General features: G+C 39.0%; 18 protein-coding genes. 2 read left to right on the top strand and 16 right to left on the bottom strand.

Annotation, left to right across the window (positions count from 1 at the left end; all coding sequences use genetic code 11):
• Positions 1–34 precede the first annotated feature (34 nt).
• Complete coding sequence (locus tag MKY65_RS12540) at positions 35–766, bottom strand: YkgJ family cysteine cluster protein (protein WP_339177301.1); 732 nt, start codon at positions 764–766, stop codon at positions 35–37.
• A 265-nt stretch (positions 767–1,031) separates the two neighbouring features.
• On the opposite strand from MKY65_RS12540, the gene MKY65_RS12545 reads away from it, so the two are divergent.
• Positions 1,032–1,316 (top strand): hypothetical protein, encoded by a 285-nt coding sequence (locus tag MKY65_RS12545; RefSeq protein WP_339177303.1) that lies wholly within the window; start codon positions 1,032–1,034, stop codon positions 1,314–1,316.
• Between the two features lie 46 nt (positions 1,317–1,362).
• Here MKY65_RS12545 and MKY65_RS12550 read toward each other — a convergent pair whose 3' ends face one another.
• The 13 genes from MKY65_RS12550 to MKY65_RS12610 all read right to left on the bottom strand — a co-directional run bounded on the left by MKY65_RS12550 (position 1,363) and on the right by MKY65_RS12610 (position 13,350).
• A complete protein-coding gene (locus MKY65_RS12550) occupies positions 1,363–1,872 on the bottom strand; it encodes an ECF transporter S component (RefSeq protein ID WP_339177306.1) in 510 nt (169 codons plus the stop codon).
• A 3-nt stretch (positions 1,873–1,875) separates the two neighbouring features.
• Entirely contained in the window at positions 1,876–2,313 is a 438-nt protein-coding gene (locus tag MKY65_RS12555) for a DUF4430 domain-containing protein (protein ID WP_339177308.1), read from the bottom strand.
• 207 nt (positions 2,314–2,520) lie between these two features.
• Positions 2,521–4,275 carry an ATP-binding protein gene (locus MKY65_RS12560; protein ID WP_339177310.1) on the bottom strand — a complete coding sequence of 585 codons (1,755 nt, stop codon included), beginning with the start codon at positions 4,273–4,275 and terminating at the stop codon, positions 2,521–2,523.
• Positions 4,275–4,991, bottom strand: coding sequence for a response regulator transcription factor (locus MKY65_RS12565; protein WP_339177312.1), 717 nt, complete (start codon positions 4,989–4,991; stop codon positions 4,275–4,277). Before MKY65_RS12565 ends, MKY65_RS12560 begins: the two co-directional genes overlap by 1 nt.
• Before the next feature lie 196 nt (positions 4,992–5,187).
• Complete coding sequence (gene ccsB / locus MKY65_RS12570) at positions 5,188–6,378, bottom strand: c-type cytochrome biogenesis protein CcsB (protein ID WP_339177313.1); 1,191 nt, start codon at positions 6,376–6,378, stop codon at positions 5,188–5,190.
• 36 nt (positions 6,379–6,414) lie between these two features.
• Positions 6,415–8,058 carry a cytochrome c biogenesis protein ResB gene (locus MKY65_RS12575; protein WP_339177315.1) on the bottom strand — a complete coding sequence of 548 codons (1,644 nt, stop codon included), beginning with the start codon at positions 8,056–8,058 and terminating at the stop codon, positions 6,415–6,417.
• Positions 8,059–8,083: 25 nt separating this feature from the next.
• Entirely contained in the window at positions 8,084–8,662 is a 579-nt protein-coding gene (gene resA / locus MKY65_RS12580; RefSeq protein WP_339177317.1) for a thiol-disulfide oxidoreductase ResA, read from the bottom strand.
• A 66-nt stretch (positions 8,663–8,728) separates the two neighbouring features.
• Positions 8,729–9,463, bottom strand: a complete 735-nt coding sequence (locus tag MKY65_RS12585) for a pseudouridine synthase (protein ID WP_339177319.1) — start codon at positions 9,461–9,463, stop codon at positions 8,729–8,731.
• 255 nt (positions 9,464–9,718) lie between these two features.
• Positions 9,719–10,249 carry a spore maturation protein gene (locus MKY65_RS12590; RefSeq protein ID WP_339177321.1) on the bottom strand — a complete coding sequence of 177 codons (531 nt, stop codon included), beginning with the start codon at positions 10,247–10,249 and terminating at the stop codon, positions 9,719–9,721.
• Positions 10,249–10,839 carry a nucleoside recognition domain-containing protein gene (locus tag MKY65_RS12595; RefSeq protein ID WP_339177324.1) on the bottom strand — a complete coding sequence of 197 codons (591 nt, stop codon included), beginning with the start codon at positions 10,837–10,839 and terminating at the stop codon, positions 10,249–10,251. The genes MKY65_RS12590 and MKY65_RS12595 overlap by 1 nt, the downstream gene beginning before the upstream one ends.
• On the bottom strand, positions 10,832–11,857 hold the full coding sequence (locus MKY65_RS12600) for a D-alanyl-D-alanine carboxypeptidase family protein (protein WP_339177326.1): 1,026 nt from the start codon (positions 11,855–11,857) through the stop codon (positions 10,832–10,834). Before MKY65_RS12600 ends, MKY65_RS12595 begins: the two co-directional genes overlap by 8 nt.
• A gap of 171 nt (positions 11,858–12,028) precedes the next feature.
• Positions 12,029–12,604, bottom strand: a complete 576-nt coding sequence (gene scpB / locus MKY65_RS12605; protein WP_339177328.1) for an SMC-Scp complex subunit ScpB — start codon at positions 12,602–12,604, stop codon at positions 12,029–12,031.
• Positions 12,595–13,350, bottom strand: a complete 756-nt coding sequence (locus MKY65_RS12610; RefSeq protein WP_339177330.1) for a segregation/condensation protein A — start codon at positions 13,348–13,350, stop codon at positions 12,595–12,597. The genes scpB and MKY65_RS12610 overlap by 10 nt, the downstream gene beginning before the upstream one ends.
• Positions 13,351–13,517: 167 nt before the next feature.
• Between MKY65_RS12610 and MKY65_RS12615 the strand changes: the two genes are divergently transcribed.
• On the top strand, positions 13,518–13,610 hold the full coding sequence (locus tag MKY65_RS12615; protein WP_040981479.1) for a YjcZ family sporulation protein: 93 nt from the start codon (positions 13,518–13,520) through the stop codon (positions 13,608–13,610).
• Between the two features lie 48 nt (positions 13,611–13,658).
• Here MKY65_RS12615 and MKY65_RS12620 read toward each other — a convergent pair whose 3' ends face one another.
• Positions 13,659–14,027, bottom strand: coding sequence for a GNAT family N-acetyltransferase (locus tag MKY65_RS12620; protein ID WP_339177334.1), 369 nt, complete (start codon positions 14,025–14,027; stop codon positions 13,659–13,661).
• Positions 14,028–14,178: 151 nt separating this feature from the next.
• A complete protein-coding gene (locus tag MKY65_RS12625) occupies positions 14,179–14,610 on the bottom strand; it encodes a peptidylprolyl isomerase (protein ID WP_042534229.1) in 432 nt (143 codons plus the stop codon).
• Between the last annotated feature and the right edge of the window lie 11 nt (positions 14,611–14,621).

Here is a 14,621-nt window from a genome sequence, read left to right on the forward strand (position 1 = left end):
CATTCATACGAAAGCATTCTCTAAAAAAAGCCTGTCATACAGACTCTTTCATCCAATTGATTAATAAATCCTCTTGATACAAATCTCCAGGATAATCCATTTTCTCTATCCTGTCATTTTCATAAAGATATTGCAATAATTCATTCATTGCCCCCATATATTCCTGATACAAAAATTCATAACTGATGGTTTCCTTAGGCATGATATTATCCGCACAGACTTTGGGATTCGTATAATTCACATAGGTTCGACACGGCAGCGGGCGTACTTCATAGACCATACAAGCATTCGTTTTCAAGTTCAAAAATGGACATGGAAGCTGCTCTTTTTTGTATTTATATTTTGCATCTGAATCAGAAACGATATCAATGCCACTTAGCTGCTCTACCTTTTCTTCATAAACTTGATAATATTCGCTAAGGTGATTTTCAATAAAATGCTTTCGATCTGCAGGCATTTTAGAAATGGCATCTTTTATCAGCATGGCTTCCATCTTATTTGTAATAATTGGAAAGTAGCAGCAAAAAGCACAGCCCATTTGACATGTTGGCATAAGATCAGCTGTCGATTCCATATCACTGATCTCTTCACTTACCGCCTGAAGCAGCTGAGCGAATGCTTGAGCAATTTTATCATCCGCTGACACATCTTCTTTATCCAGGATACCATCGACGATTTCATCAAATCGTTCCTGATTTATTTCATATTTTGCATTTATCTCCTCACATTTGAGCAGAATTTCTTCATAGGTTAAAAATGTAGGCATATGTTTGACTCCTGTTTTTAAATCTTAAAAGTTCATTTAATTTCATAGAAAAGTATATCACGAATGGATGGATGTTTATATATGGAGAGCAAGAAATGATACTACTTTCAAAAGACTTTTGATTCTTCATATGTTTACTGTACAGAGATTAGGGAATTAATTAAATAAAATCAAAATATTCTTGATAAAAATGAAGTTACTATATAATCTTCGAAAGTTGAGTTAGTTAGTAATATTTCTTGAGGTCTAAAGGCAGGGGGTAACTATGGTAGTTATTTTGACGGTGGCTCCTAACGATATCTTTATTGGCACTTTGGTATATCTCATCATGTTCGTATATTATTTCTTAGCCTTTGCTATTTTATCTGCATTTTTAATCAACGATAAGAAAAAAGCGAATGTTTTCATTGCTTTAATAACAATTGGCTTTTTCTACTCCTTCACTAATTTACTTCAAACTTCCATTATCTTCGCGATGGCCAGCTTAGCGACATGTATTTTCTTTATTATTGTTCTATCTGTCTGGTACAGGAAAAGAAATAAACAGTAAAACGACCGAAAAGGCTGCCGTTTTGCAGTTTTCGGTCGTTTCCCGGTTAATCCTTTATTCGAAATCTATTTTTGGCATATCTTTGAAGTAATGCATGAAGCAATGGATATAAAAGAGTGACAAACACTGCATTACCAATTGCATGTGCTGTGTCAAAAGGAAGTCCGGCCAAATAATATGGCCAAAAATATCCTGTTACCTGATACGTGGTTAAAGAAATAATAAATCCGTAAAAATAACCGCTGACCACAGAAAAAATAATTATAAAAATAAATGGTACTCTTTTCCAAGTGATCCCCATGATACCTGCGATTAAGCCAATGATACACCATGAAATAATTTGCCACACAGTCCAGATTCCCATTCCAAGCAGCATATTAGAAAGAAATACTGCTAATATTCCTAATATAACAGCTGACATTGGCCCAAGGAAAATACCTGTTAAAATAATAATTGCGGTAACAGGCTGAACATTAGGGATAAATTGAAACGCATATCTGCCTACAACAGCCAGTGTTGCAAGGAGTGCAAGTAATGTCAGCTTGTATGTGTTCATTTCTTATTCCATCGATTGTAAATCAAAGATAATTTCTTCGCCGCCATTCAATTCATATTCTCCAGCGCCGACTTCTGCCGCTTCACCATCTACAAAATACATCCAATATTTTCCTTCATCTGCATCATCTGACACACGTTCAATTGAAGTAATAAACCCGCTGTCTTCCTCCACGTAGAAAGCATCCTTCATCACATCCAGCAGAATATCTCCTTCTTCTACTTGTACGACCTCTTCTGATACATTCTCGTTTCCTTCATCAATCGTTATCGTTATACGTACTTCATCTTCGGCAAGTTCCTGTGCCTCTCCGCTTGACTCATTGGTGCTTACCGAAGTATTAGAGCTTTCATTTTCTTCAGCTCCCTCATCATTACCACATGCCGCAAGAAAAACGAAGGATAACAGCATAATACTAAAAAACTTCAGCCACTTATTCATTTCTTATCTCCCCCCCTATAGTCAGCTCCATATTATTTCGTAAAGAAAGTCTGACCGGCTGTATACCTATATCAATTCCCTGTCCACTGCCATTTCTTTACTTTAATATATAGAGCTGGAGAAAGAGAAGGCATGCCATCTGGGGCAACCTTCCCATCTTTCAATAGATATTTAAATATACCGTTATATTATCATACCTTTCCTTTTTTAGGAATGTTTCATAGGTATTTCAAAACTAAAAGTTGTGCCGATATCCAGCCTGCTTCTTACTTGAATTTTCCCTTGATGGGCTTCAATAATATTTTTAGCAATAGAAAGTCCCAGGCCAGTTCCCTGTTTCTCTTTCTTCACTCTTGATTTATCCGCTTTATAAAAACGTTCAAAAACAAATGGCAGATCCTCTTCCGGGATGCCGCTGCCGTTGTCCTCTACCTCCACATGAAGGAAATCGGAATTACTCAGCGCATGTACTTCTACTTTTCCGCCCTTTTCCGAATGACGAATTGCATTATCGATCAAATTGGTCAATACTTGTTCGATACGATCCGCGTCCATCTCCCCAATTTGTTCGTGCATATCTAACGCTAAGGAGAGTTCCACTTCGTTATCCTGGGCGATACCTTGAAATTTATGAACAATACGCTCTACAAAGGCCTGAACGGCAACAGAATCAACATGGAGCTGGATTTGCCCTGCTTCCATCCGGGCTAAATCAAGTAATTCATTGACCAGTCTGCCCATCCGGAGCGACTCCTCGTAAATAATTTTAGCCAGTTCATTCTTGTCTTCTTTTGTTTCAGCAATATCATCAACGATCGCTTCACTATACCCTTGAAGCATCGAAATAGGCGTGCGTAATTCATGCGAAACATTTGCGATAAAGTCCTTGCGCAATTTATCCAGACGGCGCTCTTCTGTCATATCACGGATAACAGCGACACAGCCGCGGACATGAGATTCATCATATAAAGGAGTAACCAGCATCACATAGTTCCTTCCTTGTAGAACAGACTCCTTTAAAACCGCTCTTTCTTCGGCAATCACTTCATTAAGCGCATCCTTGAGTTTTGTCGGAAGCTGTCTTTCTTTATGTTCTCCCTGGTTATGCTCATAATTCCAGTTATCTAAATACGCTTCTGCAGGCGGGTTGATGACAACAATTTCACCATCTCTGTTCAATGTAAAGACACCATCGGCCATGGAGCTCACAATACTTGACAATTGCTCTTTCTCCTGCCTCAAAGCTTGAATATGATAATTAAGCTGGCTTCCCATCCGGTTAAATTCAATCGCTAGATCACCAATCTCATCCCGTGTCAGCACAGGTACTTTTGTGTTGAATTCCCCGCGGGTCAAATTATAAGCAGCCTCCCGCATTTTGATTAACGGTGCTGTAACCCGGGATGATAAAAATACGGCAAAAAAAGTTGTTAAGAGAATAGCAATTCCGCCGCTCAGTAAAATCAGCTTGGTTGTCTGATCTCTTGTTTCGTTAATCATATCCAATGATTTAAATACAAATACTGCCCCGCCGTTCTCTAAGGGAGAGCCTACCGAAATAACCTCATTATCGTCCACGACCAATCCTTGTGAACTCTGTGATGCCACCTGGCTGGTCAAGTTTTGTGCTTCTGCATCGTTTATTATCCACGATTCATTAATAAAATCCAAATCCGTATCCTCAGTGCCCGAAATCCACTGTTCCTCATCAGCATAATAAATGACAACACGGCTGGAAGGATCTCTCAGCATTTCTGTTGCATCCTCAATAAATTCCGTATCATAATCTGAATCTACCAACGAAGAAATTTTCTCAGACATTTGTGACATGTCATTTTCAGCTTCTTGTATATGATAATTTTCAAAGAACTGCATTAAAAAAAACATCAATACACATAAAACAAAAGATACTAATAATAAAATTGTTAATGATAACTTTCCGACAACGCTTTTCCAAAACATCAGTCTTGTTCAACCTCAAATTTATAGCCGATTCCCCATACTGTCACAATCATCTTCGCAGCTTCGGAAGAAACAGAATTTAGTTTTTCGCGTAGACGCTTCACATGTGTATCGACTGTACGAAGATCGCCAAAGAACTCATATTGCCATACTTCTTTTAATAATTGCTCCCGGTTAAATACTTTATCCGGGGAATTTGCCAGAAAACAAAGCAGCTCATATTCCTTTGGTGTTAAGCTGACTTCCTGATTATCTGCTGTAACCCGGTGTCCATCATGGTCAATAGTCAAGTGTGGAAACACTAATAGATTTTTGGCAGTCGTATCGGATTGCTGATAATTCAAGTTAGAAACTCTGCGCAGAATCGCTTTCACCCGTAATACTGCTTCTCTCGGGCTGAATGGCTTCACAATATAATCATCAGCGCCTACTTCAAATCCCTGCACACGGTTCGATTCTTCTCCGCGCGCTGTCAGCATAATAACCGGCGTATCCTTTTCTTTTTTCAGCTCCTCACAAACTTGGATGCCATCCATTTCCGGCATCATAATATCCAAAATAATCGCACTGTAATTATTTTGCAACGCCATTTCTAACGCCGTCTTTCCATCTGCCGCTTCATCTATTTCAAAATCTTCTTTTTCTAAGTACATTTTTATTAAACGTCGAATTCTTTCTTCATCATCTACTACTAATAGTTTCTGTGTTTCACTCATTTACATTTCACTCCTCATATCAACTCTAATTAGCATTATAAACGAACCTGTTTGAAAAGTTAAGGAATTAAGAGCATTCCTCTCTTTTGCAGCACATATTAAAGTTATAGTCATAGAAAAAAAGAATTGCTACCAACTGCGTGATAACAATTCTCTTTTTATCGCAGATCCTGCCTGCAATCTTCCGCGTCCTGTATTATGCGTAAGAGTGTAAGCTGGCAAGGACCAGGTTTACGACAATCAAATTAAACATAATGATGGCAAAACCGACAACCGCGAGCCAGCCTGATTTTTCCCCATGCCAGCCTCTGGATAGCCGCAAATGGAGAAATGCTGCATAAAAGAGCCAGGTAATTAATGCCCAGACCTCTTTTGGATCCCAGCCCCAGAACCTTCCCCAGGCAATCTGGGCCCAAATCGCAGCGAAAATCAATCCGCCTAAAGTAAAGACAGGGAAACCGATCGCCACTGAGCGATACATAATTTCATCCAGCATATCCGGTTTGACCCCTTTCAGAAGGGGCTGCAGTCTTTTCCCGATTCGTTTGCGGGAAATTAAAAAGGCAATTCCATAAATAATACTTCCTCCAAAGAATGACCAAATCACCGTATTAAATTTTCTGCCTGCATCATCGCCATGCATCCAGCCAGGCACTTCAAACCACGGACTCATAACATTTTCCGATAATAACGTGCTGTCCTGAGGGGCTGCAATTGGCGGAAGATGATATTCTGCCACGGTTTGCTGTCCGTTTCCTTCCACCTCAAAGGTAGCTTGATAAGAAACAGCATTAAATATGCTTGTCATGACAATAAATCCAACAAATAAAAAGATACCATAAATAACTAGTTCCAGCATGGTATTACGCATTGTTGCTCTGGTTTGGTCAATCTGACGAATTAAATACATTAATCCGGCAACAAAGCTGATAAATAAAATGCCCTGTGCCAAAGATACTGTCGAAACATGAATAGGGAGCCAATAACTTTGTAAAGACGCTACCAATGGCGCCACATCTGACGAGAACATACTTGCATATGCAATAATAATCGTAGCCAAAGGTAAAGCAAATACCCCTAAAAACGCTGTTTTATAGTAGATGTAAATAATAATAAATGCTAAAATCATCGACATCCCTAAAAAGGTTGTAAACTCAAAAAGGTTACTAACCGGCGCATGACCGGTCATCACCCATCTTGCTATAAAGTATACGAGCTGCGAAGCGAAACCAATTATTGTAATAACTAAACCGATAGTCCCTGCTTTTGTTTTCTGATGACGCTCGTTTTTATTTTGACGAATTGCTCCTCCAAAAAAGAAGGTGGCAACCAAATATAAAAGAAAAGCAATAAGCAGGGCGGTACTGCTAACACTGTATATACCCATTCATTTACCTCCGATCCTTTCTCTACCATTTCATTTTTACTCGTCTAACTCCTGCTGGTCTTCTACCATAGTAACATTCGTACCTTCTACCGCTTTTTCAATATCACGTTTGATTCCGAACCAGTTTTTGTTTGTATGAGCTGCGAGAAGCAATGTGTTGTCCTTTTGCTTATTAATCCAAATACGCCGGTGCTGCCAGTACATTCCCTGAATAACCCCAATCATAAAGATCATAGCACCAATTAAAAAGAAAGGAAGTGTCCGATCGGAACTAACTGTAATACCGCTGACATCCCTGAATTCCACACCGTCAATTGCTACTTTGTATTGATTTTCTCCTGTAGCATCTACATTCATACCGATTCCAAGAAAGCTGACCTCTCCTTCTTCTGAGTCAGGAGGGTACACAGTCACTACAAATGCCGGATTTCTAGGATAGTCTGTTTCTGAAGCCGGTGTTCCTTCTTCCGTCATAATATAATCTGGATAATAATTCGTTAACTCTACCTGGAAACCGCTGTCTAATTCATACACCCGGTCTGGATTAGTTAAGTCAATCGTGAAAGAACCTAGAGATTCTTGCGTTTCATCATCTTCTTCATGAATATAAAAAGTCATATTTTCAAATTCATTTAACTGATAACCTTGTTGGTATAAGGTGTATCCATCAAATTTTGCCGGATTATTCATTTGGATTGAGTAATCAAGAATTGGCTCCAGCTCCGGTTCAGCACCAACGACGTCCGCATTCGTTGCTTCATAAATAACAACATCGGTCTGGAAATTCGTTGCAATTTCATCATCAACGGACCCCTCTTGAAAACCGTCTTCTCCTTCTCCATTGTGTGTTTCCACAATAAAGTCTTTATTCTCTATGTAATACTGGTTATCTGTGCCGGGGATAACTCTCTGCTCCCCTTCACGAAGCCACATATAATCTTCAGAGAACATGATAGGCGTTGTACGCAAAATAGCTGCAATTAATACAATGATTAAACCAATATGATTTACGTAAGGGCCCCACCTTGAAAACCGGCCTTTTTCAGCTAATATATGGCCATCTTTTTCTGTTATTTTATATCTGGAATTCTTTAAACTCTTTACCAGCTTGTCTACATCCGCATCGGCTGCATTAGCTGATTCACTGTATAATCGCTGTCTGGATAAAAACTTCTTATGTTTTTTAGGCTTCTGGTGTTTTAATGCCCGGTAAAGCGGTACAAAACGGTCTAAGCTGGCGATGACCAGCGATATACCTATTAACGCGATTAAAGTGATAAACCACCAAGAACTGTACATATGATGGAATCCTAACTGATAATACATCAACCCTAAAATACCATACGTTTCTTCATAAAAAATGGCAGGATCTCTTGATACAGCATCCTGCGGGATGAATTGTTCCTGCGGATAAATCGTACCCATAATCGAGGCGATTAACGCTAAAACAATCAGCCATACCCCTACTTTTACAGAGGAGAAAAAACTCCAAATCTTATCAATGATTGATTTCTGATATGTTTGTGAACGGCGGGCACTGCCATCATATCGCATATTCAACAATTTTTTATCATCATTTCCGTCAATATGCTGATTTCCCTCTACCGGTTTTCCGCACGCTTCACATAATACGGTACCTTCAGGATTAATGTGGCCGCATTCACATTTTATTTTATTCATTGTCTGCCCCCATTCTCATGGATTATCATGATGCATCCGGTGTGATTGCGTCTAAATGCCCCTCTAATCTTTCTAATGTCAAAGCTCCTTGGACAACCTCATTTATCGTACCATCCGGATTAATGAAGAAGGTTGTCGGCATCGGCCTGATTCGATACAAGTCTCTGACATCCGAATTTGTATCATGCGGAATAGCGAAAGTCAATCCATAATCTTCAATAAAATTATCAATAACTAATTCAGTTCCATCTAGACTGACTGCTACAATTTCAACGCCTTTTTCTTTGTATTCCGGATACAATTCCTGCATATACGGCATTTCGTCTTTACACGGTCCGCACCATGTTGCCCAAAAGTTTAGCATAACCCCTTTGCCTTCGAAATCGCTGAGCTGTGTAATATCTTCATCAACAGCGTCATTTACTTGAGTCAATTGAAAATCAGGAGCAGCGTCGCCTGCACGGTATATCTCATCCTCGTCCTTTGAATTTGAAAATAGTGCAAATATGACTGCGCCCACCAACACAACTAATATAGAAGAACGAAAAATGAAGCGATTTCGTTTCTTTTTTTGTTTTTGAATATCTCTTGCTTCCCTGCTCATGGTTTTCCGACCCCCTTTCCCAACTCATTATAACATTGACTAAAGCGTTTAAATTTGAATATTATCTTACAATTTTGTGGACATATTCCGAAGCTGATTGACTTCTTTCGGCGTAAGTGCTCTATATTCACCAGCATTTAATCCGTGCAGTGTCAAAAAGCTATATTGCTCACGCTTCAGTTTCATTACTGGAAAGTCAATCGCTTCCAGCATTCTGCGCACCTGTCTGTTTTTGCCCTCATGCAGCGTCAATTCAATAATGGAAGTTTTCTTTTCTTTGTCATTGGAGAGCATATGAACATCGACAGCTTTTAATTTCTCTCCGTCAGATACAACACCCTTCCGTAATTTTAACAATTCCTTTTTATGAGGAATACCTTTGATTTTTGCTACATACACTTTATTAATCTCTTTACTTGGGTGCATCAGCTGATTGGCAAATTCCCCATCATTCGTTAACAGTAATATTCCTGATGTGTCATAATCCAGCCGGCCTACCGGAAAAATGCGTTCTTCGACTTCCGGAAGAAAATCGGTAACTACTTTTCTATTTTTATCATCTTTCACGCTGGAGATGACTCCTCTAGGCTTATACAGCAAATAATATACAAATTCCTCTTTTTCAAGCGGAACCCCATTTACCTCTACTTTATCCTGGGAGGTTACCTTTACCCCCATCTCTGTGACGATTTGATCATTTACTTTTACTTTTCCATCAAGAATCAATTGCTCAGCCTTTCTTCTGGATGTCACTCCGCTTTGAGCAATAACCTTTTGTAATCTTTCTTCATACTTTGACATATAAATCTCCTATCTTTTTCTTTTATTTTCCCCAAAATGGATAACATGCTGTAACTGATATCCAATCTCCAATCCATGTATCGCTTTCTTATATTATACTATTTTCCCTTGTTATACCTAATAATCTGCTGTTTTCACAAAAATAAGAAAGCCTATGATAAAGATATTTTTTTTGCATATCTTCATCATAGCCTTATTTTATCTGTTAGGAAAGTATAATTTTAGGGAAAAGGTATCTCCACTTCAGCTGATTATTTACCCAAACATCATTGTAACAAGAAATACGGCTGCAAGTATAGCAATTAAATCAGCTAATAATCCGGCCTGCAGTGCATAACGAATTTTTTTAATACCGATTGCACCGAAATAGATGGTAAGTACATATAAGGTAGTATCCGTGCTTCCCTGCATAACCGAAGCAATTGTCCCGATAAAAGAATCCGGCCCATAGGTGGCAATGATTTCAGTTGTCATCCCTAACGCTGCAGTTCCGGAGATTGGACGGATGAGTGCAAGGGGTAAAACTTCTGCAGGAAAACCGATAAAGGCCAGCAGAGGAGATAATACATCTACAAATGCATCTAACGCCCCGGAGCTGCGCAATATCGAAATAGCAGTAATCATTCCTACTAAAAAAGGGAGTAAAGAAACAGCTGTTTTTACGCCTTCCTTTCCTCCTTCCACAAACAAATCATATGCTGGTAATTTCTTAATGCTTGCTGCTATCATAATGATCAAAATAAAACAAGGAATCATCCAAATACTAATTACGCTGATAAACCCCATTATGATTTCCTCCACGTACTCTTATAATAAAAAAACCGATCAATAATCAGCCCGGCAATGGTACCAATACAGGTAACCAATAACGTCACTCCGACAATTTCAGTTGGAGAAGCAGAATCGTATTGCATCCTGATACCGATGACCGTTGTGGGGATTAATGTCAGTCCGGTGGTATTTAAAATAAGGAAAGTTATCATTGAACGAGATGCTGTTTCTGAATGCTTATTTAGTTTTTTCATTTCCTCCATTGCTTTAATTCCTAAAGGGGTAGCAGCGTTGCCCAGCCCAAACATATTTGCAGTTAAATTAGATAAAATATAGCCCAACGCTGGATGATCCTTTGGTATTTCCGGGAATATTTTCGTAATAATCGGACGAAAAATTTTGGCAAGCCCCCGTAAAATACCCGCTTCTTCTGCAATACGCATCATCCCCAGCCAAAACACTAAGATACTGATCAATCCTATAGCTAACGTAACTGCCTGTGCAGCACTTTCAAAAATAGCTTCGTTCACTGCTTCCATATTGCCTGAAAACATTGCATAAATAATTCCAATGGCAGCCATGCAGATCCAAATCCAATTAATCATTTGCATCCCACCTTATTATCGAATGAAATACATGCATTACCTCACTCAACAAATCTTCCTCTTGGTGCACTTGATGCGCATTGCTTGTCTGAAGCGCCGGCCTGTTTTGTTTGAGATAAACGTCCTTTGCCCAGTCATCATGCCTATTTTTATAAAGCGGCACCTGGACAGTTTCACTCGATGTACCCCTATTTGTTATCGCTTCCCCGTTCTTATCAACCTCTGTCATTTCAAATTGGTCAAAGCCCCACTCAAACATCGAAATATGATCCTGCCAGTCGTCTGGAGCATCCAGTGTTACTGCAATTAACTCCATTCCATCCTTCTCCGCAGTGGTAATAAGCGTCCGGCCTGTCTGCTTGGTGTACCCTGTTTTCCCTCCAGTACAATATTCATAAAAATAGGTCAGCAGCTTGTTTTTATTTTGCCAGTGGTACGTCCTGTTCTCCGATAAATAACTGGTTTCCCCGCTTATCTCTTGAAAAATTGGATTTTCCATTGCATATTGCATGAGAATCGCCATATCATGAGCGCTTGAATAATGTGTATCAGAATCTAACCCATGCGGATTATCAAAGTGTGTATTCTCCATCCCCAGCCATTTAGCCTTTTCATTCATTAAATAAACGAATCCTTCTTCACTTCCGCCAACATGCTCCGCAATCGCTACAGCAGCGTCATTACCTGAACGGAGCATCAGTCCATACACTAAATCTGTCAGCGTCATCTTTTCGCCCTGCTCTAGATAAATTGATGACCCTTCTGTATAAATGGCATTTCTGGAAACCGTCGCCTGTTCATTCATTTTTCCAGACTCCACAGCAATAATTGCAGTCATTATTTTGGTAATGCTTGCTATGGAAGCTGGTTCCTCTGCATTTTTTTCAAATAAAACTCTGCCTGAGGACTGTTCAATTAAAATAGCATGCTGTGCGGATACATTTACCGCAGCATGTCCATGAATTGGGAATGATAAAAAACTAATGATGATGACAATTATCCATATAAACAAACGCATCAGCTTGGCTCCTCCTCATTAAACACTGCATTATTTCTAACTCCTTGTCTGCCAGCCAGTCATAACATGCTTCTTGTTTATTTATATGTGAGGAACAAGCTATTATGTATATTAGGGACGAAAAAAACCTTACAGATAAGCGGGAATCACTTATCTGTAAGGTCTTGTTATTTACTCGTTCGGAAACTGGTCGAAAAATAAATCAACATCGGATGCATCCGCTTCAGAGTCTAAGGAGGTTTCTAATTCCGGTAACTCTTCAAGCGTAGACAAACCGAAAAAGGTGAGAAATTCCTTTGTTGTTCTAAAAAGAGTCGGGCGGCCGACTGTTTCTTTTCTTCCGCATTCCTCTACTAACATCCGGGATACTAAGGTTTGCAGAGGTCTTTCACTGCGGACACCCCGTATCTCATCAATCTCCGTCCGTGTTATCGGCTGCTGATAAGCAATGATTGCTAATGTTTCTAACGCAGCCTGAGACATCCTGCTCGGCTTGGGCTGAATAACCCATTTCTTAAAATATTCACTGTGATCCGGTTTGGTTGTTAAGCTGAGCATCCCATTAGCATTGAGAATCATCAGCCCCCGATTCTGTTCTTTATAATCTGTTTGAAGCTCATCTACAATTTGACGAACCTCTTCTAAGGAAACATCAAGGACATTGCTCAGCTCGCTCACGGTTATCCCTTCATCACCGCCGGCAAATAACAGGCCTTCCGCAACCCCTTTTAAATAATCTAATTCCACGATGACTCCTCCATGCTATAAACATATAATTCTTCAAAATGATTTTCTTGCATTGCATATACTTCTCTTTTTTTCATTAATTCCAAAACAGCCACAAAAGTGGAGACGATATAGGATTTTGTAGGAACAGGAAACAGAGCATAGAATGCAATGCCATTTTTGCTGCCCTTCACCTGCTGCAGTACTTCATCCATCCGTTTTTCTATCGGTATTTCCGTTCGTTCGATAACGGTATCTTGCGGCTCTTTCCATTGATTTCGCTGCATCATTTTTTTCAAAGCGCCAATCATATCAAAAACAGAAGCATTCCCTGCATTCACATTTTCAGGCAGAACATCTTTAAAATCAAAAACAACTGGCGAGCGCGTATAGACCTGCTGCTCTTTCGCCTCTTTTTCTTTTAATGCTTCCGCAGCTTCTTTATATTTTCGATATTCAATTAAACGCTGCATCAGTTCTTCACGCGGATCCTCCATATATGCTTCGTCCATCTCTTCCTCCTCGAATTCCTGCTTGGGAAGCAGCATCTGGCTTTTGATTGCCAGCAAGGTCGAAGCCATTACCAGATATTCACTGGCAATATTTAATTCCAAATGCTGCATTGTATGAATATAATCCATATACTGTTGTGTAATCTGAGCAACCGGAATGTCATAAATATCGATTTCATAGTGATTTATTAAATGAAGCAATAAATCTAAAGGTCCTTCAAATTTTTCTAATTTAACTTCATATCCTTGAATCATCGCTTTAATTCCTCTCAAGCTGACCAAAACAATGCATTATTTACTTTAAAAAGTAATAAATTAATTGCAAAAGCCCATACACTATTTGCTCAGCTTACATAAGTTATAACGTAATATAAATGTTAGCACAAAACATTTATGGATTGAACTAAAAAGGAGGAAATAAAATGAGTGGTTATTCTGGTGGTTACGCAGGTGGATTTGCTTTAATCGTTGTACTATTTATTTTATTAGTAATTGTAGGAGCAGCTTGGTACTAAAATACTTGAAATAAATAGACTTTGCAACGAATGAAAAGCCAACCCGTATCAGGGTTGGCTTTTATCATCATTTTTTGCTTTCTCGTAAAAGGCTTTTACACTTTCAGAGGGCACAATCTCGTATTTATTTGAATAAATACGATGAATCTCAGCAATCATTCGTGAACCGATTCCATGATCCCGATGAGATGGATTCACGGTAAGGTGGTTAATAACCAATTGATTGTCATCCACGATTTGTACGCCGATTGCTCCGAGGACGTCATCGCCTTCTTTCCACAAATGTAAATGCAAATCTTCATTTTCTTCATACTCGCGAATCGTTTCTTGCAATTTTTTTACATCTTTTTCCTCAGGCATAAATGATAATAAGCCCATAGCAATTTTTTCTAAGTTTCTTTTAAAGCGAATTAACATAATTACCCCTCATTAAATTTCTTGTATGGTAATCCTTTTAAATTTTAATCAGTATTTACTTTGAAAGTATAACGCATTTCCAATATAATGAAAAGCACCATTTTAAAATTTAAGTAAAAACAACGATAACGATGAAGAGAGAAAAATAATGTTATCCTTCGACACGAATCTCTTTCATTACATCTCCGTTAGACATTGCTTTTGCAAGCTCAACACCGGAGGTAACTTTTCCAAAAACTGTGTGTACGCCATTTAAATGCGGCTGCGGCTCATGAACAATGAAAAATTGAGAGCTTCCTGTATCTTTTCCGGCATGCGCCATAGATAAAGAGCCTTCCTCGTGTTTATGCGGATTCCCTTCTGTTTCACATTTAATTGTATATCCCGCAGAGCCTGTACCATTACCAACTGGACAGCCACCCTGGCTGACAAAACCGGGGATTACGCGATGAAAAGTCAATCCATCATAAAATTTTTCATTCGCTAATTTTTCAAAGTTAGCTACTGTTCCCGGCGCTTCATTTGGATACAATTCAAATTCAATTTTATTTCCATTTTCCATTTCGATATAACCTTTTTTCATTTCAGCAAATC

It is taken from the genome of Oceanobacillus sp. FSL W7-1293 (genome assembly GCF_037969815.1).
Classification (GTDB): domain Bacteria; phylum Bacillota; class Bacilli; order Bacillales; family Amphibacillaceae; genus Oceanobacillus; species Oceanobacillus oncorhynchi.